This window comes from Bradyrhizobium sp. 1200_D9_N1_1 (genome assembly GCF_052075915.1).
GTDB lineage: Bacteria > Pseudomonadota > Alphaproteobacteria > Rhizobiales > Xanthobacteraceae > Bradyrhizobium > Bradyrhizobium diazoefficiens.
This window is the reverse complement of sequence record NZ_CP197226.1, coordinates 6901002-6925396: the sequence shown is the minus strand read 5'-3', so window position 1 is coordinate 6925396 and position 24395 is coordinate 6901002. Positions and strand designations below refer to the sequence as shown.

The following is a 24395-nucleotide window of genomic DNA, read 5'->3' as shown; positions in this document are numbered from 1 at the left end:
GCCTCGGAGCGCGCCTCCGTGGCCGGAGGCAGAGCCTGCAACGACGCAGCGGTGAGCCTAGAAGGGATACTCAATGACGAAGAATCCGACCTGGATTTCAGACTGGCGCCCCGAGGATGAGGCGTTCTGGAATGCGACTGGCAAGACTATCGCGCGACGCAACCTGATCTGGTCGATCGTGGCCGAGCATATCGGCTTCTCGGTCTGGCTGATCTGGAGCATCGTCACCACCAAGCTGCCGCAGGCAGGCTTCCATTACACCACCGACCAGCTGTTCCAGCTCGTCGCGGTGCCGGGCCTGATCGGCGCCTTGATGCGCTTTCCCTACACATTCGCGGTGACGACGTTCGGCGGTCGCAACTGGACCATTTTCAGCGCGGCCATCCTGTTCATTCCGACGTTGTCGCTCGCCTGGTTCGTCAGTCAGCCCGACACGCCGTTCTGGCTGATGCTGCTGATCGCCTCGACTGCCGGTCTCGGCGGCGGCAATTTCGCCTCCAGCATGACAAACATCTCCTTCTTCTTCCCGGACAGGATGAAGGGATGGGCGCTGGGCCTCAACGCGGCCGGCGGTAATATCGGCGTCTCCAGCGTGCAGCTCCTAACCCCGATCCTGATGACGCTCGCCGTCATTAACCTGTTCCAGGCAACCCCCGTCGACGGCGTGTTCCTTCAGAACGCCGGCCTGATGTGGGTGCTGCCGATCGCGATCGCGGTGTTCGGCGCGGTGTTCTTCATGAACAACCTGACCACGGCCAAGTCGTCGATCAGCAATCAGCTGGCGGTGGTCAAGCGCAAGCATACCTGGATCATGGCGTACCTCTATATCGGCACGTTCGGATCCTTCATCGGCTACTCCGCGGCGTTTCCGCTGCTGATCAAGACGCAGTTTCCGTCGGTGACGATCGCGATCGCGTTCCTCGGGCCTCTCGTTGGTTCGCTGTCGCGCCCGTTCGGCGGCTGGCTGGCCGACAGGATCGGCGGCTCGGTCATCACGTTCTGGAACTTCATCGTGATGGCGGGCGCCACCGTCGGCGTGCTCTATTTCGTCGGGCAGAAGGATTTCATCGGCTTCCTGTCGATGTTCCTGATCCTGTTCGTGACGACGGGCATCGGCAACGGCTCGACCTACCGCATGATCCCCTCGATCTTCCGCGAGCAGAACCTGTTCAAGGTGCGCGGCAAGGGCGATGCGGCGCGCGCAGCCGCCCTGAAGACGGCGAGTATCGAGAGCGGTGCGGCGGTTGGCTTCATCGGCGCGGTCGGCGCGGTCGGCGGCTATCTGATCCCGAGCGGTTTCGGCAAGTCGATCGCCATGACCGGCGGGCCGCAGCTTGCGCTCGCGATCTATCTCGCCTTCTACGCCTCCTGCCTCGGCCTGACCTGGTGGTTCTACCTGCGTCGCAGCCCGCAGCGTGAAGGCGCGCCAAGCCTCGCCGAAGCTCGCGTTTAGAGACTTGGTACGAATCTCGCTTCTCCCCGTACGCGGGGAGAAGACTCTCTGATGACGTTTGACCCATGAACCTTGTTCGCAACGACGCGGACAAAGGCAGACCGAAACAGACAGGAGAACATCATGACGCCCGAACAGATTACCCTCATCCAGCAGAGCTTCGCCAAGGTCGCGCCGATTTCGGAGACCGCCGCGGTGCTGTTCTACGATCGCCTGTTCGAGGTGGCGCCGTCCGTGCGCGCGATGTTTCCCGAGGACATGACCGAGCAGCGCAAGAAGCTGATGGGCATGCTCGCCGCCGTCGTCGGCGGCCTGTCGAACCTGGACTCGATTCTTCCCGCGGCGTCGGCGCTCGCCAAGCGTCACGTCGCCTACGGCGCCAAGGCCGAGCACTATCCCGTAGTCGGCGCGACCTTGCTGTGGACCCTGGAGAAGGGTCTCGGCGAGGCCTGGACGCCCGAACTCGCCACGGCCTGGACCGACGCCTACGGCGTGCTGTCCGGCTACATGATTTCCGAGGCCTATGGCGCTCAGGCGCAGGCCGCCGAATAGGAGATGCCTTGTGAGTGAACCGCTGGTCATCGTCGGTAACGGTATGGCGGCCGCGCGTCTGGTCGACGAGCTCGCCAAGACTTCGCTTGGCCGCTACGCGGTTGCCGTTATCGGCGATGAACCGAGGCTCGCTTACAACCGCGTGCTGCTCTCCTCCGTGCTGGCCGGCGAGACCGGCTCGCACGAGATCGAGCTGCGGCCGGCCGACTGGTGGCGCCATCGCGGCGTCACCGTGCGCTACGGCTACCGCGTCACCGAGATCGACACCGGCCGCCGCGAGCTCAAGATCGAGGGCGAGGAGAGCATGGAATATTCCAAGCTCGTGCTCGCCACGGGATCGACGCCGCTGCGGCTCAACGTGCCGGGCGCCGATCTCGCCGGCGTGCACACGTTCCGCGACACGCGCGACGTCGACCTGCTGCTGACGCTTGCGGCGGCGAAGAAGCGCGTCGTCGTGGTCGGCGGCGGTCTGCTCGGGTTGGAGGCGGCCTATGGACTTGCCAAGGCTGGCGCCCCGGTGACGCTGCTGCATCTGATGGACCGGCTGATGGAGCGCCAGCTTGATGGGCCGGCCGCCGATCTCCTCAAGACGCTGGTCGAGCGCAAGGGCATCCGCATCCTGCTCAATGCCAGCACGAAGTGCATCCATGGCGACGGCCACGTCGAGGCGGTCGAGCTTGCCGACGGCAGCCGCATCGAGGCCGATGCCGTGATCTTTGCCGCCGGCATCAGGCCCAACATCGCGCTGGCCAAGGACGCCGGCATCGCGGTCAACCGCGGCATCGTGGTCAACGACGTCATGCAGACGGCGTCACCCGACATCTTCGCGCTCGGCGAATGCGCCGAGCATCGCGGCACCTGCTATGGCCTGGTCGAGCCGGCCTATGAGCAGGCGCGCGTGCTGGCGCGGCATCTCGCCGGCCGGCCCGCCGCCTATCAGGGCAGCGTGGTCTCGACCAATCTGAAGGTCTCGGGCGTCAGCGTGTTCTCCGCCGGCGACTTCATCGGCGGGGAGGGCAGCGAGAGCCTCGTGCTGTCAGACCGCAGGCGCGGCACCTACAAGAAGCTCGTCATCGCCGACGGCCGGCTCACCGGAGCGGTGCTGATCGGCGATACCGTCGATGCGCTCTGGTACCTCGAGCTGATCCGCAACCGCGACAAGGTGGCGGCGATCCGTACCGACATGATGTTCGGCCGCGCGCTCGCGCGTCCTTCCAAGGCGGCTTGACAAGGCAGCTCGATATGACGGCGATCGACCCGAAGCTCCGGACCACCAAGACCACCTGCCCCTATTGCGGCGTCGGCTGCGGCGTGCTCGCAACGCCGGACGGCAAGGGCGGCGCGGCGATCGCCGGCGACCCCGATCATCCCGCCAATTTCGGCCGGCTGTGCTCCAAGGGCTCGGCGCTCGGTGAGACCGTCGGACTGGAGGGCCGGCTTCTTTACCCGATGATCCGCTGCAAGGGCGTGCTGGAGCGCGTTGCCTGGAGCGATGCGCTCGACCACGTCGCCCACCGCATGCAGCACATCGCGGCGCGCGACGGTGCCGACGCGGTCGCCTTCTATCTCTCCGGCCAGCTCCTGACCGAGGATTACTATGTCGCCAACAAGCTGATGAAGGGCTTTGTCGGCACCGCCAATGTCGACACCAATTCGCGGCTCTGCATGTCGTCCTCGGTCGCCGGCCACCGCCGTGCCTTCGGCGCCGACACCGTGCCCGGCTGCTACGAGGATCTCGACCAGGCCGACCTACTGGTCTTCGTCGGCTCGAACGCGGCGTGGTGTCACCCCGTGCTGTTCCAGCGCATGCTGAAGAACAGGCAGGAGCGCGGCGCCCGCATGATCGTGATCGACCCGCGCCGCACCGACACCGCGAGCGACGTCGATCTGTTCCTGGGGCTGAAGCCCGGCACCGACACCGCCTTGTTCTCGGGCCTGTTCGTCCATTTCGCCGACAGCGGCGCGCTGGACCAGGCCTACATCGCGAGCAACACGTCGGGCTTCGACGACGCGTTGGTGCGCGCGCGCAACATCGCCGGCAGCGTCACTGCGACCGCGCTGGCCACAGGCCTCTCCGAGCAGGACGTCGCGACCTTCTTCAAGATGTTCCGTGACACGCCGCGCGTCGTCACGCTCTATTCGCAAGGGGTCAACCAGTCGGCGCAGGGCACCGACAAGGTCAACGCGATCCTCAACTGCCATCTCGCCACGGGCCGCATCGGCAAGCCGGGCGCCTCGCCGTTCTCGCTCACCGGCCAGCCCAACGCGATGGGCGGCCGCGAGGTCGGCGGCCTCGCCAATCAGCTCGCCGCGCACATGAATTTCACGCCGCCGGACATCGACCGTGTCAGGCGGTTCTGGAAGGCTCCGCGCATCGCTACCCATGAGGGGCTGAAGGCGGTGCAGCTGTTCGAGGCGATCAACCGCGGCGAGGTCAAGGCGCTATGGGTGATGGGGACCAACCCGGCGGTGTCGCTGCCCGACGCGGACTTCGTGCGCGAGGCGCTGAAGAAGCTCGAGCTGTTCGTGGTCTCCGAGAACGTGCTCTCCAACGACACGGTCGAAGCCGGCCCGCACGTGCTGCTGCCCGCGCTCGCCTGGGGCGAGAAGTCGGGTACGGTGACCAACTCCGAACGACGCATCTCGCGCCAGCGCTCGTTCCTGCCGGCGCCGGGCGAGGCGCGGCCGGACTGGTGGATTCTCAGCGAGACCGCCAAACGTCTCGGCTTCGGCGACAGTTTTGACTACAAATCCGCCGCCGATATTTTCCGCGAGCACGCGGCGCTTTCGGCGTTCGAGAACGATGGCAGCCGCGATTTCGACATCGGCGCGTTGACCTCGCTCTCGAACGAGGCCTTCGACGCCTTGAAGCCCGTGCAGTGGCCGGTGCGCGAAGGCGGGGCGCCCGGCGAGCGCTTCTTTGCGAGCGGTGGTTTCTTCACCAATGACGGCAAAGGCCGCTTCGTCGCGCCGGAGGTGCCGGCGTTGCGTAGCGAGACCGGCGCGTCGCGCCCCTTACGGCTCAACACCGGGCGCATCCGCGACCAGTGGCACACCATGACGCGCACGGGCCTCAGCCAGCGGCTGGGCGCGCATCTGCCCGAGCCGTTCGTCGAGGTCCATCCCGACGACGCCGGCAAATTCGGCATCGCCCATGACGGCTATGCCCGCATCACGACCGATTACGGGCAGTGCATCCTGAAGGTGGTCGTCAGCGATCGGCAGCAGCGCGGCACGCTGTTCGTGCCGATCCACTGGAGCGCGATGAATGCCTCGCACGGCCGCGTCGGTGCGCTGGTGCAGTCCTTCACCGACCCGTTCTCGGGCCAGCCGGAATCCAAGGCGACGCCGGCCGCGATCGCGCCCTATGAATACGTCTTCCGCGGCTTCGCGCTGTCGCGCAAACAGCTCGACCTGCCGCCCAATCTGTTGTGGACGCGGGTCACGGTCAACGGCGGCTTCGGCTATCTCTTCGCCGACAACGCCGACCTGTCGCGCTGGCCCGCTTGGCTCGAGGGTGTCGCGGGCGAGGATGTCGCCGAGTACCGCGATTTCGGCGGCGGCGTCTATCGTGCGGCCTCGTTCGCGGGCGATCGCATCGAGACCTGCCTGTTCGTCGGACCCGCCCATGATGCCGGCGACTGGGAGGTGGTGAAGAGCCTGTTCGTGGCCGATCAGGTCACCGACGACCAGCGCGGCATGCTGTTGTCCGGCAAGTCCGGCGAAGGCGCCGCCGCGACCGGCCCGATCGTCTGCGCCTGCTTCGGCGTCGGCCGCGGTACCATCTGCGATACCATCGCGAGCGGCGCGCGCACGACGGCCGAGATCGGCGCCACGCTCAAGGCCGGCACCAATTGCGGCTCCTGCATCCCCGAGCTGAAGCGCCTGATCGCGACGACGGAGGTCGCGCCAGTGAAGCAGGTGAAGATCGCCGGTGCGGCGGGTTAGCGGTCGGCTCTTTCCATCGTCATAGCGAGCGCAGCGAAACAATCCAGCGTCTCTCCGTGGAGACAGTCTGGATTGCTTCGCTGCGCTCGCAATGACGATGTTGATGCATTGCGCAAACTAGCTCCCCATCGTCGTCCTGGCGAAAGCCAGGACCCATTATCCCGGTCAGCGTGGCGAAGGCACGCTGTGGCCACCATCTACTGCAACAACACCTCCCTGTGGTAATGGGTCCTGGCTTTCGCCAGGACGACATGAATGACGAAGATCGGACCGCACATGAACACAAACCCCTTCGGCAAGACCGGTGCCAACGTCTCCGTCATCGGGCAGGGCACCTGGTATCTCGATCATGGCGATCGCAAGCGCGCGATCGCGGCGCTTCAGCGCGGGCTCGATCTCGGTATGACCCATATCGATACCGCCGAGATGTATGGCGATGCCGAGCTGGTCATTGCGGACGCGATCGCGGGTCGTCGCGACGAAGTGTTCCTCGTGTCCAAAGTGCTGCCGAGCAACGCCTCGCGCCGCGGCACCATCACGGCCTGCGAGCGTTCGCTAAAGCGGCTCAAGACCGATCGCCTCGACTGCTATCTTCTGCATTGGCGCGGCTCCTATCCGCTCGAAGACACCGGCGCTGCGTTCGAGGAACTTGTGAAGGCTGGCAAGATCAAATCCTGGGGCGTCTCCAATTTCGATGCCGACGATCTCGAAGAGATGCTCGACGTCGCGGGCGAGGGCCGCATCGCCTGCAATCAGGTGCTCTATCATCTCAAGGAACGCGCGATCGAGCATGCCGTGATTCCGTGGTGCGAGCGGCACGGCGTCGCGGTCGTCGCCTATTCGCCGTTCGGCCATGACGATTTTCCGGCAAGCAACAGCAAGGGCGGCGCCGTGCTGGCGCGCATCGCGGAGGCGCGGCGCGTGACACCGCGTCAGATCGCGCTGAGCTTCCTCACCCGTGCGATTACGGTGTTCGCGATCCCGAAGGCGTCGTCGGCGGAACATGCCGGCGAAAATGCCGCTGCCGGCGATCTCGTGCTGACGAAAGAGGAGATTGCTGCACTGGATGCGGCGTTTCCGCGCGGTCCGAAGCCCCGAGGTCTGCCCATGCTGTAGTGCAGCAAGCGCGCATTCTTAATGGAGTATTGACGCGCGCAGCCCTCAGCGCATATCGGCATCCTGTTTTCGGAAGTTGTGAACGCGGCGCATTTGTCGTTTTTTACGAGCGCTCGATTCGCATTTTTCCCGAGTTCCAGCCGTGACCCCGCCGCCAGCCGCAGCCGCAAGGCTCGACAGTATTTCCGTGTCCATGCCCGAGAAGAAGCATGTCGGCCGCCGCGCACCTGCGCGCGTCGATCATCCCTTCAAGGGCATCGCGCTGATCCTGTTGTCGACGGTGTTTCTCGGGTGCTCCGACATCACCGCGAAATATCTTTCGACCAGCCTGCCGTCGATCCAGATCACCTGGATCCGCTTCCTCACCTTCGCGCTGATGTTCACGCCGGTGATGCTGCCGGCTTCGCCGCTCTACGCGATGCGCACCCAGCGCCTCGGCCTGCACGTGATGCGCGGTGCGGCGCTGCTCGGCTCCTCGCTGTTCTTCATCACCGGCCTGCGCTTCCTGCCGATCGCGGAAGCTTCCGCTACCGGCTTCGTCGCGCCGCTGTTCGTCACCGCGCTCTCGATCGTCTTCCTCGGCGAGAAGGTCGGCATGCGCCGCTGGTTTGCGACCGCGCTCGGTCTCATCGGCGTGCTCATCATCCTGCGCCCGGGCACCAGCGCGTTTCATCTGGCGGCGTTCTTCCCCGTGGTCTCGGCGGCCTGCTGGGCCGGCACGCTGATCCTGACGCGCATGATGAGCGGCCGCGAAGCGGTCATCACCACCATGGCCTATTCCTCGTTGACCGGTCTTGCGATCCTGACCGCGATGGTGCCGTTCGTCTGGGTCACGCCGTCCTGGACCGCGATCGCGCTCGGCATCTTCATCGGCGTCGCCTCCACCGCGGGCCAGTGGATCGTCGTGCTCGCCTATCGCTACGGCGACGCCTCGGTGCTCGCGCCGTTCTCCTATACGCAGCTGCTCTGGGTCAGCATTCTCGGCTTCTTCATCTTCGGCGAGGTGCCTGATGTCTGGACCGTCGTCGGCGCGGCCTTCATCGTCGCCAGCGGTCTCTACATCGCCCATCGCGAGCGCGTCCGCCGGGCCCAGCTCCTGGTGCTGGAAGAGCGTTCGCCGAACGCCTGACGCAAGTGCGCGCATCGCGCGTCGTGCTATCAATGCCTCCAACAACACGGGAGGAGCCGGATGCGCGCTGCGATCTTCAGGAACGGTGAGATTGTCGTTGGTCAGATGGTCGAGCCGAAGCCGGGCCCTGGCCAGGTGCTGGTCAAGACGCTCGCCTGCGGCATCTGTGGCTCCGACCTGCATGCGCGCCAGCACGCCCACCGCATGGTGGAGATGGCGCGGAAGGTTGGCCGCAAGCCGATGGACCTTACCCGCGACGTCGTGTTCGGTCATGAATTCTGCTGCGAGATCGTCGACTACGGCCCTAGCACCGCGCGCAAGCTCAAGCCCGGCACCCATGTCTGCTCGCTGCCGGCGCTGGTGACGCCGCAAGGCATCGAGGGCATCGGCTATTCCAACGATAATATCGGCGGTTATGCGGAAGCGATGCTGCTCAGTGAAGCGCTGCTGCTCGAGGTGCCCAACGGTCTGGCTCCCGAACATGCCGCGCTGACCGAGCCGCTCGCCGTCGGCGTCCACGCCGTCGCCAAAGCCAACATCAGCGGCGGCGAGGTGCCGCTGGTGGTCGGCTGCGGACCGGTCGGGCTCGCGGTGATTGCCGCGCTGAAGATCAGGGGGCTGCATCCGATCGTCGCCGCCGACTATTCGCCGGCGCGGCGCGCGCTTGCAGCTCAGCTCGGCGCCGACATCGTGGTCGATCCCAAGGTGTCGCAGCCCTACACGGCCTGGGCCGAGCACGCGCAGATGGCAGACGCCGAGAAGGCGGCGCGACCGCCGTTCCAGGCGATGCTGCCGGCGCTCAAGCCCGCGATCATCTTCGAATGCGTCGGCGTGCCCGGTCTGTTGCAGCAGGTGTTCGAGGGCGCCCCGCGCGATGCCAGGATCGTCGTGGTCGGCGTCTGCATGGAGAGCGACAGAAACGAGCCCATGCTCGGCATCATGAAGGAGCTCAACGTCCAGTACGTGCTCGGCTACACGCCGGAGGAGTTCGCAAGCTCGCTGCGCCTGATCGCGGAAGGGCAGGTGGACGCCGCAGCCATGGTGACGGCCGAGGTCGGCCTCGACGGCGTCGCAAAAGCCTTCGCCGACCTCGCCAATCCCGAGGCGCACACCAAGATCATCGTGCAGCCGTGGCGGTGACAGTGCCGTAGGGTGGGCAAAGCGAAGCGTGCCCACCATTCTCACCGCCAACGCGGGCACATGGTGGGCACGGCGCTACGCGCCTTTGCCCACCCTACGAAACTGCGGCCCTCAGTATTTCGCAGGCACGTACATCTCCTCCGGCGGGATCGGCCCGCGGTGGTAGTCGGGGTTACGGACGCGCGGCGGCAGCACCACCGGTGCGCGGCCGACCTCCCGGTAGGGGATCTGGCTCAGAAGGTGCGCGATGCAGTTGAGCCGCGCCCGCTTCTTGTCCACGGCATCGACGATCCACCATGGCGAGTCGGGCAGGTGGGTGTGCTCCAGCATCGTCTCCTTGGCCTTGGTGTACTGCTCCCAGCGGCTGCGCGCCTCGACGTCCATCGGGCTCAGCTTCCACTGCTTGAGCGGATCCCTGATGCGCATGCTGAAGCGGAACTGCTGCTCGTCGTCGGTGATCGAGAACCAGTACTTGACCAGGATGATGCCGGAGCGGATCAGCATCCGCTCGAACTCCGGCACCGTCTTGAAGAACTCCTGGTACTGATCTTCGGAGCAGAAGCCCATCACGCGCTCGACGCCGGCGCGGTTGTACCAGCTGCGGTCGAACAGCACCATCTCGCCGCCGGCGGGAAGATGCGCCACGTAGCGCTGGAAGTACCATTGCGAGCGCTCGCGCTCGCTCGGCGCGGGAAGCGCGGCGACGCGACAGATGCGGGGATTGAGCCGCTGGGTGATGCGCTTGATGACGCCGCCCTTGCCGGCGGAGTCGCGGCCCTCGAACAGCACCACGACCTTCTTCTTTTCGCTCTGCACCCAGTCCTGGAGCTTGACCAGCTCGCCCTGCAGCCGCAGCAGCTCACGGAAATAGAGCCTGCGATCCACCGTCGGGCGGAGCGTGCCGGTCTCGTCCAGCAGCTCGTCGAGCCTGCTGTCATCGAGCTCCATCTCCAGCTCTTCGTCGAGATCGTCGGTCATTTCCCGGATGATGCGCTCGCGTTTGGCCATTTCAGGGGTGCGGTCCGATGCGGTCATGGGTCCTTCTTTCGGCAGGGTGCCTGTCGCCCGTGACCATCGGCGGGGTTTATTGCGCCCTTGTGACACCGGTTCCGAAATAACCCGGTGGGGCCATCAGACCGGCAACGCGATCGAATATTTCACCTGACTGAGCGCAAAGCTCGACTCGATCGAGGCGATGCCGTCGAGCCGGGTCAGCTTGGTCTTCAGGAAGGTTTCGTAGGAGGCGAGGTCGGCTGCGACCACGCGCAACAGATAGTCGCGGTTGCCGGTCATCAGATAGCACTCCAGCACCTCGTCCCATTTCGAGATCGCGCGCGCGAAGCGGTTGAGGTCCTCCTCCTTCTGCCGCGCCAGCTTGATCGAGATGAAGACGCTGACATGCAGGCCGAGCGCCTTCTGGTCGACGGTCGCGATATAGCGCGAGATGACGCCGCGCTCCTCCAGGAGCTTGACACGGCGATGGCAGGGCGACACCGAGAGCCCGACCTTGTCGGCGAGCTCCTGCATGGTCAGCCGGCTGTCGTTCTGGAGGTAGCTGAGGATCTTGCGGTCGATGGCGTCGAGCTCGGGCATTGGGATGAAACCTGGGTCAGGGGGCATTCGATTGGTAAAATATCCCAATATCGGCAGGTATGGCGCGAAAAATTGAGAAGTTTGGCGGGGCCGGCAGGCGTATCATCGGGGCGTCATTTTCCGGAGCATCGCCATGCCCGTCGATTCCGCGCGCCTCGAAACCCTGACCGCCCTCAGCCGCAAGGCGCTGTGGCTGTCGTCATGGACCATCCACCACGCCAACCATATCCGTGCGAACGCGGACGGGTTGAAGGTCGGCGGCCACCAGGCCTCGTCGGCCTCGCTCGCCACCATCATGTCGGCGCTGTATTTCCATGTGCTGCGCCCTGAGGACCGCGTCGCAGTGAAGCCGCATGCGAGTCCGGTGTTCCACGCCATCCAGTATCTGTTCGGCCGGCAGAGCCGCGAGAAGCTGGAGAATTTTCGCGGCTTCAAGGGCGCGCAGTCCTATCCCTCGCGCACCAAGGACGTCGACGACGTCGACTTCTCGACCGGTTCGGTCGGCCTCGGCGTCGCGCAGACGCTGTTCGCCTCGCTGGTGCAGGACTACGTCAAGGCGCATGGCTGGATGAAGGACCGCCGCGAAGGGCGGATGATCGCGCTGGTCGGCGATGCCGAGATGGACGAGGGCAATATTTTCGAAGCCTTGGCAGAAGGCTGGAAGCACGGCCTGCGCAACACCTGGTGGGTGGTCGACTATAACCGCCAGTCGCTCGACGCCGTCGTGCGCGAAGGGCTCTGGGAAAAGTTCGAGACCATGTTCCGCAATTTCGGCTGGGACGTGGTCATCGTGAAATACGGCCGCCTGATGCGCGAGGCCTTCGCCGAGCCCGGCGGCGAGGCGCTGAAGAGGTGGATCGACAATTGCCCGAACGCGCTTTATGCGGCGCTGTGCTTCCAGGGCGGCGCGGCCTTCCGCAAGCATCTGCACGACGAGATCGGCGACCAGGGGCCGATCACCAAACTGATCGACAAGCGCAGCGATGAGGAGCTGCTGGCGCTGATGTCGAACCTCGGCGGCCACGACATGGCGAGCATGCTGGAAGCGTTCGAGTCCATCGACCACGACCGTCCGGTCTGCTTCATTGCCTACACCATCAAGGGCGTGGGCCTGCCGTTCCAGGGCCACAAGGACAACCACGCCGGCCTGATGACGGTCGCGCAGATGGAGAAATATCGCGAGAGCCAGAACATCCGCCCCGGCTACGAGTGGGACAAGTACGAGGGCCTCGCGCTGGCTCCCGCCGAGCTCGATGCCTTCCTTGCGCGCGTGCCGTTCAACCAGGACGGCCGCCGCCTGACCGCGCCGGTGGTCGAGGTGCCCGCGCAACTCGCCTTCAAGCCGGCGCCGCAGATGTCCACCCAGCAGGGCTTTGGCCTCGTGCTGAACGAGATCGCGCGCGGCGACAGCGAGCTCGCCAGGCGCATCGTCACGACCTCGCCCGACGTGACCGTTTCGACCAATCTCGGCCCGTGGGTGAACCGGCGCGGCCTGTTCGCAAACGCCGAGAAGGCGGACTTATTCCGCAGCGAGAAAATTCCGTCCACCTACAACTGGGACGCCTCGCCAAAGGGCCAGCATCTCGAGCTCGGCATCGCCGAGATGAACCTCTTCATCATGCTCTCGGCGCTCGGCCTGTCGCACCAGATCAACGGCGCGCGGCTCTTGCCGGTCGGCACGCTCTACGATCCCTTCATCGAGCGCGGCCTCGATGCGCTGAACTATGCCTGCTACCAGGATGCGCGCTTCATGGTGGCGGCGACGCCGTCAGGGATCACGCTTGCGCCCGAGGGCGGCGCGCATCAGTCGATCGCGACGCCGCTGATCGGCATGGCGCAGGATGGCCTCGCCTCGTTCGAGCCAGCCTTCGTCGACGAGCTCGCCGTGATCATGGGCTGGGGCTTCAATCACATGCAGCGCGATCCGGGCGAGGGCGGTTCCGTCTATCTGCGGCTCTCGACGCGCAGCATCGAGCAGGCGCAGCGGATCATGACGCCGGAGCTTCAGCAGGGCATCACCGACGGCGCCTATTGGCTGCGTAAGCCGGGCCCCAATGCCGAGCTCGTGATCGCCTATACCGGCGCGATGGCGCCCGAAGCGATCGAGGCGACCGGCTTCATCGGCGAGAGCCGGCGTGACATCGGGCTGCTCGCGATCACATCGGCCGACCGCCTGCATGCGGGGTGGACCGCAGCACGGAAATTGCGGCGTGACAGGCGCGGCGTGCAGCACCTCAGCCACATCGAGAAGCTGCTGGCGCCGCTGCCGCGCGACTGCGGCATCGTGACCGTGATCGACGGCCACCCGTCCGCGCTCGGCTGGCTCGGCAGCGTCCGCGGCCACCGCGTCGAGGCGCTCGGCGTCGAGCAGTTCGGCCAGACCGGCAGCATCGCCGACCTCTACCGCCACTACGGCATCGATGCCAACGCCATCATCGATGCGGCCGAAAGCCTCACCACCGGCGCGCCGGTGCTGCATCGGAAGATGGCGGTGTAGTTGAGGTAACTGCCCTGTCATTCCGGGGCGACGCGTAGCGTCGAGCCCGGAATCCATACTCCCGATCGTGGTCATGGATTCCGGGCCCGCGCCAAGTGGCGCGTCCCGGAATGACGCCTGAGGGAGCCTTGCCTCGTTCCCGCCATCGGCTCATATATCCTCCGTCCGCCGCAACGCTGGCCCCGCATATGGCGGGTTCAATTGCCGGCGCTTTCGTGCAAGGATGCCTGCCGAAACGCCCCCACCATGCCCCCAAGAAGAGGTTAACGATGGTCAATCGCATGCAATTCTACATCGACGGCGCCTGGGTCGATCCCGCCGTCAAGAAGTCCACCGCCGTGGTCAATCCGGCGACGGAAGAGGCGATGTACGAGGTTGCGCTCGGCTCCAAGGCCGATGTCGACAAGGCCGTTGCCGCCGCCAAGCGCGCCTTTGCAACGTTCTCCCAGACCAGCCGCGAGGAGCGCGTCGCGCTGCTCACGAAAATCATCGAGATCTACAAGGGCCGCCTCAAGGAGATCGGCGCTGCCGTCTCCGACGAGATGGGCGCACCGCTGCCGATGGCGGAGAAGCTGCAGGCCGGCGCCGGCCTCGGCCATCTCATGACCACGCTCGACGTGCTCAAGAACTATCATTTCGAGGAGCCGGTCGGCACCGCCATGGTGCTGCGCGAGCCGATCGGCGTGGTCGGCATGATCACGCCCTGGAACTGGCCGCTCAACCAGATCGCCTGCAAGGTCGCGCCCGCACTCGCCGCCGGCTGCACCATGATCCTGAAGCCGTCGGAGTTTACGCCGACCTCGGCGCTGATCTTCGCGGAAATCCTCCATGAAGCCGGCGTGCCGAAGGGCGTGTTCAACCTCGTCAACGGCCTCGGCCCCGAGGTCGGCGCCGCCATGAGCGAGCATCCCGATATCGACATGATCTCGTTCACCGGCTCGACCCGCGCCGGCATCGACGTGGCCAAGCGCGCCGCGCCGACCGTGAAGCGCGTCAGCCAGGAGCTCGGTGGCAAGTCGCCGAACGTCATCCTCGAAGGCGCCGACCTCACGAAGGCGGTGACCGGCGGCGTGATGCACATGTTCAACAACTCCGGCCAGTCCTGCAACGCGCCCTCGCGCATGATCGTGCCGCTGTCGAAGATGAAGGAAGTCGCCGCGATCGCGAAGGCCGTCGCCGACAAGACCAAGGCGGGCGATCCGCGCGCCGAAGGCACCACCATCGGCCCCGTGGTCAACCGCGGCCAGTGGGACAAGATCCAGGGCCTGATCAAGAAGGGCATCGACGAGGGCGCAACGCTCGTCGCCGGCGGCCCGGGCCTGCCCGAAGGCGTCAACAAGGGCTTCTACGTCCGTCCGACCATCTTCGCCGACGTCACTCCCGACATGACGATCGCCCGCGAAGAGATCTTCGGACCGGTGCTGACCATCATCGGCGCCAAGAACGAAGCCGACGCCGTGCAGATCGCCAACGACACGCCCTATGGCCTTGCCGGCTATGTCTCGGCCGACACGGTCGAGAGCGCCAAGCGTGTCGCCCGCCAGATCCGCGCCGGCAACGTCAACCTCCAGGGCGTGCCCAACGACCGCACCGCACCGTTCGGCGGCTACAAGCAGTCCGGCAACGGCCGCGAGTGGGGCAAGTACGGCCTCGAGGACTTCCTCGAAGTGAAGGCCGTCGCCGGCTTCAACGCGGCGTAAGGCTTAGCGCCTGAACCAACATGACGCCGGAGCGGGAAATCGCTCCGGCGTTTTTCGTTTGGTCTCTCTCCCGTCATTCCGGGGCGTCGCGAAGCGACGAGCCCGGAATCCATTTTGCCTCGGACGCTGCCGCACGATGGATTCTCAGATGCGCAATTGCGCATCATAGCTCGCGCCGAAGACGGCGCGCCCCGGAATGACGGAGGAGAGAGCTGCGCCTATCCCCCCAGCGCGCCTTGCGTGTTCACATACAGCGCGTAGATCGACTGGCTCGCCGCCATGAACAGGCGGTTGCGCTTGACGCCGCCGAAGCAGAGATTGGCGCAGCGTTCGGGCAGGGCGATGCGGCCGATCATGACGCCGTCGGGCGCGAACACCACGACGCCGTCGAGCTCGGGATCGCCCATGCCCCAGCCGCACCAGAGATTGCCGTCGATGTCGCAGCGCATGCCATCAGGCGTGCCGGGACCTGCGTCGATGTGCACGCGCTTGTTGGAGATCGTGGTGCCGTCGGCTGAGACGTCATAGGCGAGGATCTTGCGGTTCGGCACGCCGCGCGATTCCACGACATACAGAATCTTCTCGTCCGGCGAGAAGCACAGCCCGTTCGGCCCGAGCACGCCCTCGGCGACGATGTTCGCCTTGCCGGTTGCGGGATCGAGCCGGTAGACGTTCGGCTCGATCTCGGGCTCGGCCTTGTAGCCTTCGTAATTGCCGAGTAGGCCGAAGGTCGGATCGGTGAACCAGACGGAGCCGTCGGATTTCACCACGACGTCGTTCGGCGAGTTCAGCCGCTTGCCGCCGAAGGAATCCATCAGCACCGTGATGCTGCCGTCATACTCGGTGCGGGTTACGCGGCGCCCGCCATGCTCGCAGGTGACGAGCCGGCCCTGGCGGTCGCGCGTGTTGCCGTTGGCGAAATTGGAGGGCTTGCGGAACACCGAGACGGCGCCGGTCTCCTCCTCCCATTTGATGATGCGCTGGTTCGGGATGTCGCTGCACAGGAGATAGCGGCCGTCGCCGAACCACACCGGACCCTCGGCCCAGCGCAGGCCGGTCGTCAGCCGTTCCACCGCCGACAGTTTCAGCCAGTATTTTTCGAAGCGGGGATCGAGTGCCTTTATCGCCGGATCGGGGTAATAGGTCGCCGGCCGCCAGCCTTGAGTGTGGGACGATGCATCGTTCATGTGCAGGTCTCGTTGTTGCGTTCCCTCTGTCCAAGTCTGCTAGCATCAGTTATCTACGGCCGCAAATCGGTCACCACAGGCGAGGGAAGACATGCCGCGTATTCTGATGACGGGAGCTTCGGGTGGAATCGGCACGAGCCTGCGAAAGCTGCTGCCGCCGATCTATCCGGATCTCCTGCTCTCCGACATCAAGCCGCCCGCCGATCTCGGCGCGAACGAAAAATTCAAGGCGGCGGATCTCGCCGATCTCGCGCAGTGCGAGGCGATCTGCGAGGGCGTCGACGGCATCATCCATTTCGGCGGCTATTCGGTCGAGGGCCCGTGGGACGACATCCTCCAGGCCAACATCATCGGCGGCTACAATCTGTTCGAGGCGGCGTACCGCAAGGGCGTCAAGCGCGTGGTGTTCGCCTCGTCCAACCACGCCGTCGGCTTCTATCCCCGCCACCACAAGATCGGGACCGATGTCACCCCGCGCCCCGATGGCCGTTACGGCGTCAGCAAGGTGTTCGGCGAGGCCGTCGGTGCGCTCTACGCCGACAAGCACGGCCTGAAGGTGACGTGCCTGCGCATCGGCAATTTCGGCGACCTGCCGCTCGACCAGCGCCGGCTCTCGATCTGGCTGAAGCCCGACGACCTCGTGCAGCTTTGCCGCATCGGGCTCGAACATCCCGACATCCATTTCGAGGTCTTCTACGGCGCCTCCCTCAACGAGCGCGCCTGGTGGGACAACCACCGCGCCTACGAATTCGGCTATCGCCCCACGGGACGCGCCGAGGATTTCCGCGAGCACGCGATGGCCGAGCAGGCCAAGCTGAAGCCGGATCCGGTCGGCGACCACTACCAGGGTGGCGCATTCTGCAGCAACGAGTTCGACGGCGATGCGAGCCGCATCATCGACTGGACCAAGCGCTAGCGTCGTTGCCTGGAGGAATGCAGGTGCGCTCTCCCGGCCCCGCTTGCCGAGCCGGGAGAAATTCACTCGTGCGGTGAGCGTTGGGATTCCCGGTGGGGCGGGCCAGACTGGTGGAGGGGCCCCATCCCGAGTTGACGCGCATACGATCGTGATGGCGGCAGATATCCGAACGGCTCCTTGCGACTAACGTCTGTGTGCACACCGTAGAGTTCCGGATTTCCGTTTTTGGAAATAGGCGTTCTATTGTCGGAACACGTCAACGTTTCTTCTATGCATTGCGTTGCGCGGAAGTGACCGCCCTTTTCATTCTAGCGATTGTGGAAGCAAGATGCGCAAGATGGTTCTGTCAGGGGCCGCGGTGTTGACTGTCGTTCTCGTCGCGGCAGCATCCTGGCCAACGCCACGTCCGGATGTGGATCGATTCGGGGACAGTGTCTACGAAACCATCTGGTTCTGGCGCATCCCGGCCTACGCCTACAATCCGGCCTGGCGCGTGCGTTGGATGTGGAGCGATCCGCTCCGCGCGCAGGCAAGATGCTGCCGGATCACGCCGCAGCCAGTGTCTGGACCGGACTTGCGGGTTCCTCCGGCCGGTCAGACGATCGCGCGCTTGGCGGGCAAGTAGAGCGGCTCGCTGATCAAGAGCTTCATGGGACCGCGCGCAGAAATTCGCGCTTTCCACCTTGCGTGTGAATCGCAAGGGCGCCGAGCGTCTGATACGATCTTGAGGCGTCCGGGTGCGTCGCACGCTGCTGCCAGGCAGGCGCGTGGTTCCAGATATCTTGCATTTCTCTTCAAATGAGTTCCTTGCTTTAAGCTTAACCAGAAACCTGATCTTCGATTTACAGAAGCAATTCACAGTTTACCTTGTTCTTGAATCGGCAATTCAAGGACGCCAAACAATGCGCCGCTTAGCGCCCAACCTATGTCTTGTTATTGTTCTGGCGGCATCCAGTTTCAGCGCGCATGCCGACGAGAACAAATCTGGCGGCAGCTCCGCGTCGCTTGTTCCCCGCGCCAGGATCGAATGTTCGCTCAAGCGCAAGCCCGGCGAACCTCTCGATCCCCCGTCAACGGCGGCCATTCCCCACGCGGAATCCTTCGTTGCGAGCGAGCATTTCAAGGAGGACATCACGCCGACCGCGCCTGTCAAGATTGCGTGGCTCGGCGCGACCTTTGCGCGCCGGTTCGCCGTCAAGGTCGAAGCCGCGGACGATACGCCTCTGCAGACGCATGTTTTGAACAATCCCTCGAATTCCGGGCAGATCCTCGGCGAGCTGGGCGCTCGCGCCGAGAGCAAACTTGCCGACATCTGGTGTCTCTTGAGGCTGCAGGCCAACGGCGAAAGCGGGGCGCTGCAGACCAGCTCCGCTCCGAACCTCTTCTTTGTCCGTGACGGCGCGGGCGATCTTGGCGTGGTTGATGCCCTATGGGGTGGCGCTGGCTGGGAAATCGGGGCCAGTCCGGTCGGAAACCAACGGGCATGGACGTCAGGCACGCGCGTCTTCTCTCACTGACATCATCCGGCCCTCGCCCGGCCTCGGGACGTTTGACCGCCGCGCCTGTGGCCTATCCCTCCGAAGGATCGAGCATTTCGCTGAGCTTGCGAACGGCGACATTGATCGACATGCCGAGGTAGTCGCCGGAATCGCCGAACCACGAGCCGGCCAGCGGCACGGCCTGCCCCGGATGCCGCGCTATGGCCACGGGGATGAGGTCGAAGCCGGCGCTCAGGCTGTTCGTTGGATCGTAATCGAGCCAGCCGGCGCCGGGCAGGAATACCTGCACCCATGCATGGGTGGCGCCGGAGCCGGTCATCCCCACGGCGCCGCCGTCGAGCGCGGCGTCATAGAGATAGCCGCTGACGAAGCGCGCGGCAAAGCCGAGGCGGCGCAACGTCTCGATCATGAGCCAGGCGAAGTCCCGGCAGGTCCCGGATTTCGTACGCAGCGTCTCGCCGGGGGACTGGGTGCCTTCCGCATCTCTTCCGCGATAGCTGAACTCGCTGCGAAACAGGCCCAGCATCCGGCGCAGCACGTCGGCGGTCCGGTCCTGATCGCCGGCAACGAAGCTCTTGGTCCACGCCGCATGGCTGCCGTCTGGATCGTCGGCATGCGGACGCAGGTATCCTGCAAGATCGGTCCACTCATCCGGCGTGTACTGCACGGGGACTTCCTCGGCCCGCGGCTCCAGCGGAAACGTCTCCAGCCCCTTGACGCCGAAATAGATGCCGCGAACCTTGAAGGTGAAGGTCAGCTCGCTGCCGGGCTCGCTGAAGTCCATCACGGTGACGGCATTCGAGCGGGCGTCGGTGATCCAATGCACCTTTGATGGCAGACTGGTCGAAGCGGACCAGCGAAGCAGCCGGGTGGAGGCGCCGCGCCGCGGCAGGAACATGGCCCGGTGCGTGCCGAACGTCACCGGCTTTGCATAGCGATAGGTCGTCGTGTGCGTGATCTCGCCGATGATCGCCATGCATCATCCCGCTTCGCGTTGCGGAGCTCGTTGAGCGCCGTCTCACCAGGAAGAGCGGCCTGCAGCTTTCTGCTCGGCTGCTTTGGCCCATTGATCTAGATCAACGTCGTTCCCGGCGTCGTCTGGCCCATCAAGCGATCACGCATTCCTTCAGACGTTTGATGTCTCGAATTGACCGAATGGAGCGATGGACATGAGCATCCTTTGGACGATCATCATCGGATTTCTCGTCGGACTGGTCGCGAAGTTCATCATGCCCGGCGATAAGTCCGAGCCCAAAGGGTTCATTTTGACCACGGTCCTGGGAATTGTCGGCGCGTTCGTTGCGACCTGGCTCGGCCAGGCCGTGGGATGGTACCGGTTCGGGGAGGGCGCCGGCTTCATCGGAAGCGTGGTCGGTGCCATCATCCTCCTGTTTCTGTACGGCCTTTTCATGAGTCGTCAGGGGCGCGCCTGATCGATCCACATGATCGGCCGAGCATGAAAATCAAACTGCCAGCCGTCGCGTTGCTCGTACTAATCGTGTCAGGGCCGGCGCAGGCCGCGACGCTCAGCGAGGCCGAAGCAACGTTCCTCGACCAGCTCGTCACCGCATCCGCGGTGCTGGAGCAGCGATGCACCGGCTATGAGGTCGATGGTGCCGGCAGCGTTCAACTCGGCGCCCGACTTCTCGGCAGCCCTGATGCCGCGATGGCGATGATCGACGCCTATGCTGCGGCCATCAAGGCCCATGACGGCGAGAGCTACGATCCCGGAAAATTCCGCCCAGAGGTGGCCGAGTCCGCCGGAAGGACATTCAGGCGGGTCCGGACGGACTTGATCAGGAATCCGAAACGGGCCTGCGCCGGTCATGGCGAGACCAGCGTGGCGCGCGGCCTGTTGAGACGGTACTGAATGGTCATTGCGCGCCCGGCGACGAGCGAAGCGCGTCACCGAAATCAGCCGCTGGCGATGTCGCGGCTCATCTTTTGCAACCGCGCGAAAGCTGCCCACGCTTTTGGATATTCGGCGTGTCTTGAATCGATCGAGAGCAGCGCGCGGCATGCCTCGTTGATGTCCTCCGGTGATGGACGCATCGAAATGTCGGCCCATGACTCCGCCTGCTTCCAGCGGTCCTCGACGTCTTTCGCCAGGGCCAGTGCTTCGGACGGGGTTCGTTTCCGGGTTGATCTCGCCAATGCGTGATCCGGAGGAAATGTGGGCCACGCGGCAGGAGGTCGATCGGCTTGCCACTCACTCTCCTTGGCGACCCCACGGTTCGCGGTCGGGCCTGGTGGCTGTCCATTTGCAGCATCAGGCGGAACGGTCCGGGCGGCCAGCTCGCGGACCTGCTGCTCCATTGTGCCGCCAGATGACGATCCGCCCGCCGACGGTGCAGGCGTCGTCAGGCCGGGTGCAACCGACATGTGCACGTCGGGGGCGACTTTCTGAACGGTTCTGACGACCGACGACACGCCGGGTGACAGAGCCGGTCGCTGCTGCACGACCTTGTCCTCCTCAGTCGGGCAAGGTCTGTATCCCGAATGCTGATGCGTGATCCGACCGTCGTCATCGATGCGGGCAAAATCAATGGCCACGGTATAGACGAAAGCGGTTCCGATGGACTGGCCGGACTTGTCCCTTGCCTCGACACCGCCGCAAACATACCTCGCCGCGCCGGCCTCAATTGAACGCAAAGCGCTGAATTTGGCCGAGTCTGGATCGATCAGCGCTTTTCGGACTGCTGCGCGCGCTTTCATATGTTCCGAGGAGAACGTGCTAATCAAGACGTCCGGGTTGATGAAAGCGGGTTGATAGTACCACACATACTCCCCGGCAAAAAATGCTGCGCCAAAGGCCGTTGCGATCAGGAGACCAGGTACATTCATGCGATTGCTCCGGGCAATGGAACCCGGTATGGTTGTTATTTATTCCAGAAACCATTTGGGATAGAGTCCTCTAACAACCCGTTAATCGGTTGAGTGATTGAGCGGCATCTACCAGAAGATTATCGTCTGGTTGGATGAGTTCCGCCGGGTTCCATTGCCCCGGCGAGTTGTTCATCCTTCTCCGCATCGGCTGTTGCTGCGCCGGCGGGCCGACAGGCGCACGCGCTAGCGCTCGGTTTCGCCAGAAATCCGCGCCAGATAATCCGACTTGCTGAACTGCATGTGATCGACGCAGAGCTGCGCCAATGCCCAGCTGTCGCGGCCCTTCAAGAGCTCGATCATCAGCTCGTGCTGGCGCCGCGATTGCGCGAGCCCGTCGCGGTCGGCGAGGTTCTTGGCGCGCATCGGCAGCGTCAGGTTCATGTAGTCCTGGAGCGAGCGCACCAGATAGGGATTGCCGCAGGCGGAGAACAGCGCGAGGTGGAAGGCGTCGTTGGCCTCGTGGATGCCGCGCAGATCCTGCACGTCGGCCTTGGCGCAATATTGCCGTTGCAGCGTGGTCAATTCGTCGATCAGGCCTTGCGGCGCGGGCAGGGGGATCATCAGCGCGGCCTGCCGGGTCAGCATCTCCCGGACCTCATAGATCTGCCGAACCTCTTCTGCCGAATAGAACCGCACGGTGGCGCCGACATTCTTCTCGCGGCGGACGATGCCGCGCCGCTCGGCATCCACCAGTGCCTGACGCACGAAGTGGCGCGAGGTGCCGTAAGCCGACATCAGCGCGTCCTCGGTCAGGCGCGCGCCGGGCGCAAGGCGGCCGAAGATGATGTCCTCCTCCAGCCGCGCGACCACGTCGTCCGGATCGTCGCGCCGGACCGTCATGGCGTCTGCGGTGTGAATGTCGGACATCCTCTCAGCCTTCAGCACCGGGCCGGTCCGCCCTGTGGAGCAGGGAAGGGGCAGATTGTCAATAATTTGTGTCGCGGGCGGTGCCAGGAGCCGGAAATTGCCACCGTGGGCGCCTGCGTTATTGACAATCAGGGGGTAGCCTGTACGACAATGGCAAGGTGAACGGAGTGGCATGATGACGAGTGGCTTGCGCAAGGGTCTGACGAGCTATGGCGATGCCGGCTTCTCGCTGTTCCTGCGCAAGGCGTTCATCAAGGCCATGGGCTATTCCGACGACGCGCTGGAGCGCCCGATCGTCGGCATCACCAACACCTACAGCGACTACAATCCCTGCCACGGCAACGTCCCCCAGATCATCGAAGCCGCCAAGCGCGGCGTGATGCTGTCGGGCGCGATGCCGTTCGTGTTCCCGACCATCTCGATCGCCGAAAGCTTTGCGCATCCGACCTCGATGTATCTGCGCAACCTGATGGCGATGGACACTGAGGAGATGATCCGGGCACAGCCGATGGATTCGGTGATCGTGATCGGCGGCTGCGACAAGACTCTGCCGGCTCAGGTGATGGCCGCGATCAGCGCCGATCTGCCGACCGTTGTCATCCCCGTCGGGCCGATGGTGGTCGGTCATCACAAGGGCGAGGTGCTCGGTGCCTGCACCGATTGCCGCCGTCTCTGGGGCAAATATCGCGCCGGCGAAATGGACGATGCCGAGATCGAGGCGGTCAACGGCCGCCTCGCGCCGTCGGTCGGCACCTGCATGGTGATGGGCACGGCCTCGACCATGGCCTGCATGATCGAAGCGATGGGCCTGTCGTTGCCGATGAGCGCGACGATCCCCGCGCCGCATGCCGAACGCTTCCGCCTCGCTGAGGCGAGCGGCCGGGTTGCGGCCGAGATGGCCAAGACCAAGGGCCCGAAGCCGAGCGAGATCTTGACGCCGGCATCCTTCAAGAACGCGCAGGTCGTGCTCCAGGCGATCGGCGGCTCGACCAACGGCCTGATCCATCTGACGGCGATGGCGCATCGCTCGCCGCACCGGCTCGATCTCGAAGTGTTCGACCGGATCGGCCGCGAGGTGCCGGTGCTGGTCGATCTCAAGCCGTCGGGCGAGCACTACATGGAGCATTTTCATCACGCCGGCGGCGTGCCGAAGCTGCTGGCGCAGCTCGGCGATCTCGTCGATCTCGATGCGAAGACCATCACCGGCCAGACGCTGGGTGATATCGCGGCGAATGCGGAAGACGTGCCCGGCCAGGACGCGATCCGCCCGCGCAATAATCCGATCAAGAAGGAAGGCGGCCTTGCCGTCCTGCACGGCAATCTCGCCCCGCGCGGTGCCGTGATCAAGCAATCGGCTGCGAGCCCCAAGCTTTTGCAGCACACGGGGCGCGCGGTGGTCTTTGAATCCGTCGAGGACATGACCTTGCGGGTCGACGATCCCGATCTCGACGTGACTGCCGACGACGTGCTGGTGCTGCGCAACGCCGGCCCGAAGGGCGCGCCGGGCATGCCCGAGGCGGGCTATCTGCCGATCCCGAAGAAGCTCGCGCGCGGCGGCACCAAGGACATGGTGCGCATTTCCGACGCGCGGATGAGCGGCACGGCGTTCGGCACCATCGTGCTGCACATCACGCCCGAGTCCGCCGTCGGCGGGCCGCTGGCGCTGGTGAAGAACGGCGACATGATCCGGCTCGACGTTGCCAGGCGCAGCATCGAGCTGCTGGTCGACGCCGCCGAGCTGGAGCGCCGGCGCGCCACGCTCAAGCCGGCGGCGGCGCCCGAGGAGGCGCGGCGCGGCTACGCCTGGCTGTTCAACGAGACCATCATGCAGGCCGACGAGGGCTGCGACTTCGATTTCATGCAGAGGACTGGGAAGCAGACCGAGAAGGGGTGACCAACCACCCGAACGAAC

21 protein-coding genes are annotated in these 24395 nt (G+C 64.9%); 15 read left to right on the top strand and 6 right to left on the bottom strand.

What is annotated here, in order from left to right:
* Positions 1–73: 73 nt before the first annotated feature.
* The 7 genes from AB5K84_RS33105 (at position 74) to AB5K84_RS33075 (ending at position 9338) form a co-directional block, all read left to right on the top strand.
* Positions 74–1453, top strand: coding sequence for an MFS transporter (locus AB5K84_RS33105; protein ID WP_011085590.1), 1380 nt, complete (start codon positions 74–76; stop codon positions 1451–1453).
* Positions 1454–1576: 123 nt separating this feature from the next.
* Positions 1577–2005, top strand: a complete 429-nt coding sequence (locus AB5K84_RS33100; protein ID WP_011085591.1) for a globin family protein — start codon at positions 1577–1579, stop codon at positions 2003–2005.
* Positions 2006–2015: 10 nt separating this feature from the next.
* Positions 2016–3233 (top strand): NAD(P)/FAD-dependent oxidoreductase, encoded by a 1218-nt coding sequence (locus AB5K84_RS33095; protein WP_162494075.1) that lies wholly within the window; start codon positions 2016–2018, stop codon positions 3231–3233.
* A 14-nt stretch (positions 3234–3247) separates the two neighbouring features.
* A complete protein-coding gene (locus AB5K84_RS33090) occupies positions 3248–5953 on the top strand; it encodes a nitrate reductase (protein ID WP_011085593.1) in 2706 nt (901 codons plus the stop codon).
* A 276-nt stretch (positions 5954–6229) separates the two neighbouring features.
* Complete coding sequence (locus tag AB5K84_RS33085; protein WP_038965817.1) at positions 6230–7069, top strand: aldo/keto reductase; 840 nt, start codon at positions 6230–6232, stop codon at positions 7067–7069.
* A 187-nt stretch (positions 7070–7256) separates the two neighbouring features.
* Positions 7257–8198 (top strand): DMT family transporter, encoded by a 942-nt coding sequence (locus AB5K84_RS33080; protein WP_028174794.1) that lies wholly within the window; start codon positions 7257–7259, stop codon positions 8196–8198.
* A 60-nt stretch (positions 8199–8258) separates the two neighbouring features.
* Positions 8259–9338: a zinc-binding dehydrogenase gene (locus AB5K84_RS33075; RefSeq protein WP_011085596.1), complete on the top strand. Its 1080-nt coding sequence runs from the start codon at positions 8259–8261 to the stop codon at positions 9336–9338.
* Between the two features lie 111 nt (positions 9339–9449).
* Here AB5K84_RS33075 and ppk2 read toward each other — a convergent pair whose 3' ends face one another.
* Both ppk2 and AB5K84_RS33065 read right to left on the bottom strand, forming a co-directional pair.
* Entirely contained in the window at positions 9450–10373 is a 924-nt protein-coding gene (gene ppk2, locus AB5K84_RS33070) for a polyphosphate kinase 2 (RefSeq protein WP_441232716.1), read from the bottom strand.
* A gap of 96 nt (positions 10374–10469) precedes the next feature.
* Positions 10470–10931, bottom strand: a complete 462-nt coding sequence (locus AB5K84_RS33065) for an Lrp/AsnC family transcriptional regulator (RefSeq protein ID WP_027546512.1) — start codon at positions 10929–10931, stop codon at positions 10470–10472.
* Positions 10932–11064: 133 nt separating this feature from the next.
* On the opposite strand from AB5K84_RS33065, the gene AB5K84_RS33060 reads away from it, so the two are divergent.
* Together AB5K84_RS33060 and AB5K84_RS33055 are read left to right on the top strand one after the other, a co-directional pair.
* Positions 11065–13428 carry a transketolase gene (locus AB5K84_RS33060; RefSeq protein ID WP_011085599.1) on the top strand — a complete coding sequence of 788 codons (2364 nt, stop codon included), beginning with the start codon at positions 11065–11067 and terminating at the stop codon, positions 13426–13428.
* A gap of 269 nt (positions 13429–13697) precedes the next feature.
* Positions 13698–15128 (top strand): aldehyde dehydrogenase family protein, encoded by a 1431-nt coding sequence (locus AB5K84_RS33055; protein WP_028174796.1) that lies wholly within the window; start codon positions 13698–13700, stop codon positions 15126–15128.
* Positions 15129–15346: 218 nt separating this feature from the next.
* Here the strand turns inward: AB5K84_RS33055 and AB5K84_RS33050 are convergent, their stop codons facing one another.
* Positions 15347–16315 carry an SMP-30/gluconolactonase/LRE family protein gene (locus AB5K84_RS33050; RefSeq protein WP_011085601.1) on the bottom strand — a complete coding sequence of 323 codons (969 nt, stop codon included), beginning with the start codon at positions 16313–16315 and terminating at the stop codon, positions 15347–15349.
* Positions 16316–16406: 91 nt separating this feature from the next.
* Between AB5K84_RS33050 and AB5K84_RS33045 the strand changes: the two genes are divergently transcribed.
* The 3 genes from AB5K84_RS33045 to AB5K84_RS33035 all read left to right on the top strand — a co-directional run bounded on the left by AB5K84_RS33045 (position 16407) and on the right by AB5K84_RS33035 (position 18748).
* The gene (locus AB5K84_RS33045) at positions 16407–17231 is read left to right on the top strand and encodes an NAD-dependent epimerase/dehydratase family protein (protein WP_011085602.1); all 825 of its coding nucleotides are present in this window, start codon (positions 16407–16409) and stop codon (positions 17229–17231) included.
* Positions 17232–17559: 328 nt separating this feature from the next.
* On the top strand, positions 17560–17856 hold the full coding sequence (locus AB5K84_RS33040; RefSeq protein WP_028174799.1) for a hypothetical protein: 297 nt from the start codon (positions 17560–17562) through the stop codon (positions 17854–17856).
* Positions 17857–17968: 112 nt separating this feature from the next.
* Positions 17969–18748, top strand: a complete 780-nt coding sequence (locus AB5K84_RS33035; protein ID WP_011085604.1) for a hypothetical protein — start codon at positions 17969–17971, stop codon at positions 18746–18748.
* 52 nt (positions 18749–18800) lie between these two features.
* Here the strand turns inward: AB5K84_RS33035 and AB5K84_RS33030 are convergent, their stop codons facing one another.
* The gene (locus AB5K84_RS33030) at positions 18801–19706 is read right to left on the bottom strand and encodes a transglutaminase family protein (RefSeq protein WP_011085605.1); all 906 of its coding nucleotides are present in this window, start codon (positions 19704–19706) and stop codon (positions 18801–18803) included.
* A gap of 193 nt (positions 19707–19899) precedes the next feature.
* Here AB5K84_RS33030 and AB5K84_RS33025 point away from each other — a divergent pair, with 193 nt between their 5' ends.
* The gene (locus AB5K84_RS33025) at positions 19900–20163 is read left to right on the top strand and encodes a GlsB/YeaQ/YmgE family stress response membrane protein (protein ID WP_038965812.1); all 264 of its coding nucleotides are present in this window, start codon (positions 19900–19902) and stop codon (positions 20161–20163) included.
* 23 nt (positions 20164–20186) lie between these two features.
* Positions 20187–20600, top strand: coding sequence for a hypothetical protein (locus AB5K84_RS33020; RefSeq protein ID WP_011085607.1), 414 nt, complete (start codon positions 20187–20189; stop codon positions 20598–20600).
* A 44-nt stretch (positions 20601–20644) separates the two neighbouring features.
* On the opposite strand, the gene AB5K84_RS33015 is transcribed toward AB5K84_RS33020, so the two are convergent.
* Both AB5K84_RS33015 and AB5K84_RS33010 read right to left on the bottom strand, forming a co-directional pair.
* A complete protein-coding gene (locus tag AB5K84_RS33015) occupies positions 20645–21574 on the bottom strand; it encodes a hypothetical protein (RefSeq protein WP_441232715.1) in 930 nt (309 codons plus the stop codon).
* Positions 21575–21799: 225 nt separating this feature from the next.
* Entirely contained in the window at positions 21800–22483 is a 684-nt protein-coding gene (locus AB5K84_RS33010) for a GntR family transcriptional regulator (RefSeq protein WP_028174804.1), read from the bottom strand.
* Between the two features lie 175 nt (positions 22484–22658).
* Here AB5K84_RS33010 and AB5K84_RS33005 point away from each other — a divergent pair, with 175 nt between their 5' ends.
* A complete protein-coding gene (locus AB5K84_RS33005; protein ID WP_038965811.1) occupies positions 22659–24377 on the top strand; it encodes an IlvD/Edd family dehydratase in 1719 nt (572 codons plus the stop codon).
* Positions 24378–24395 lie beyond the last annotated feature (18 nt).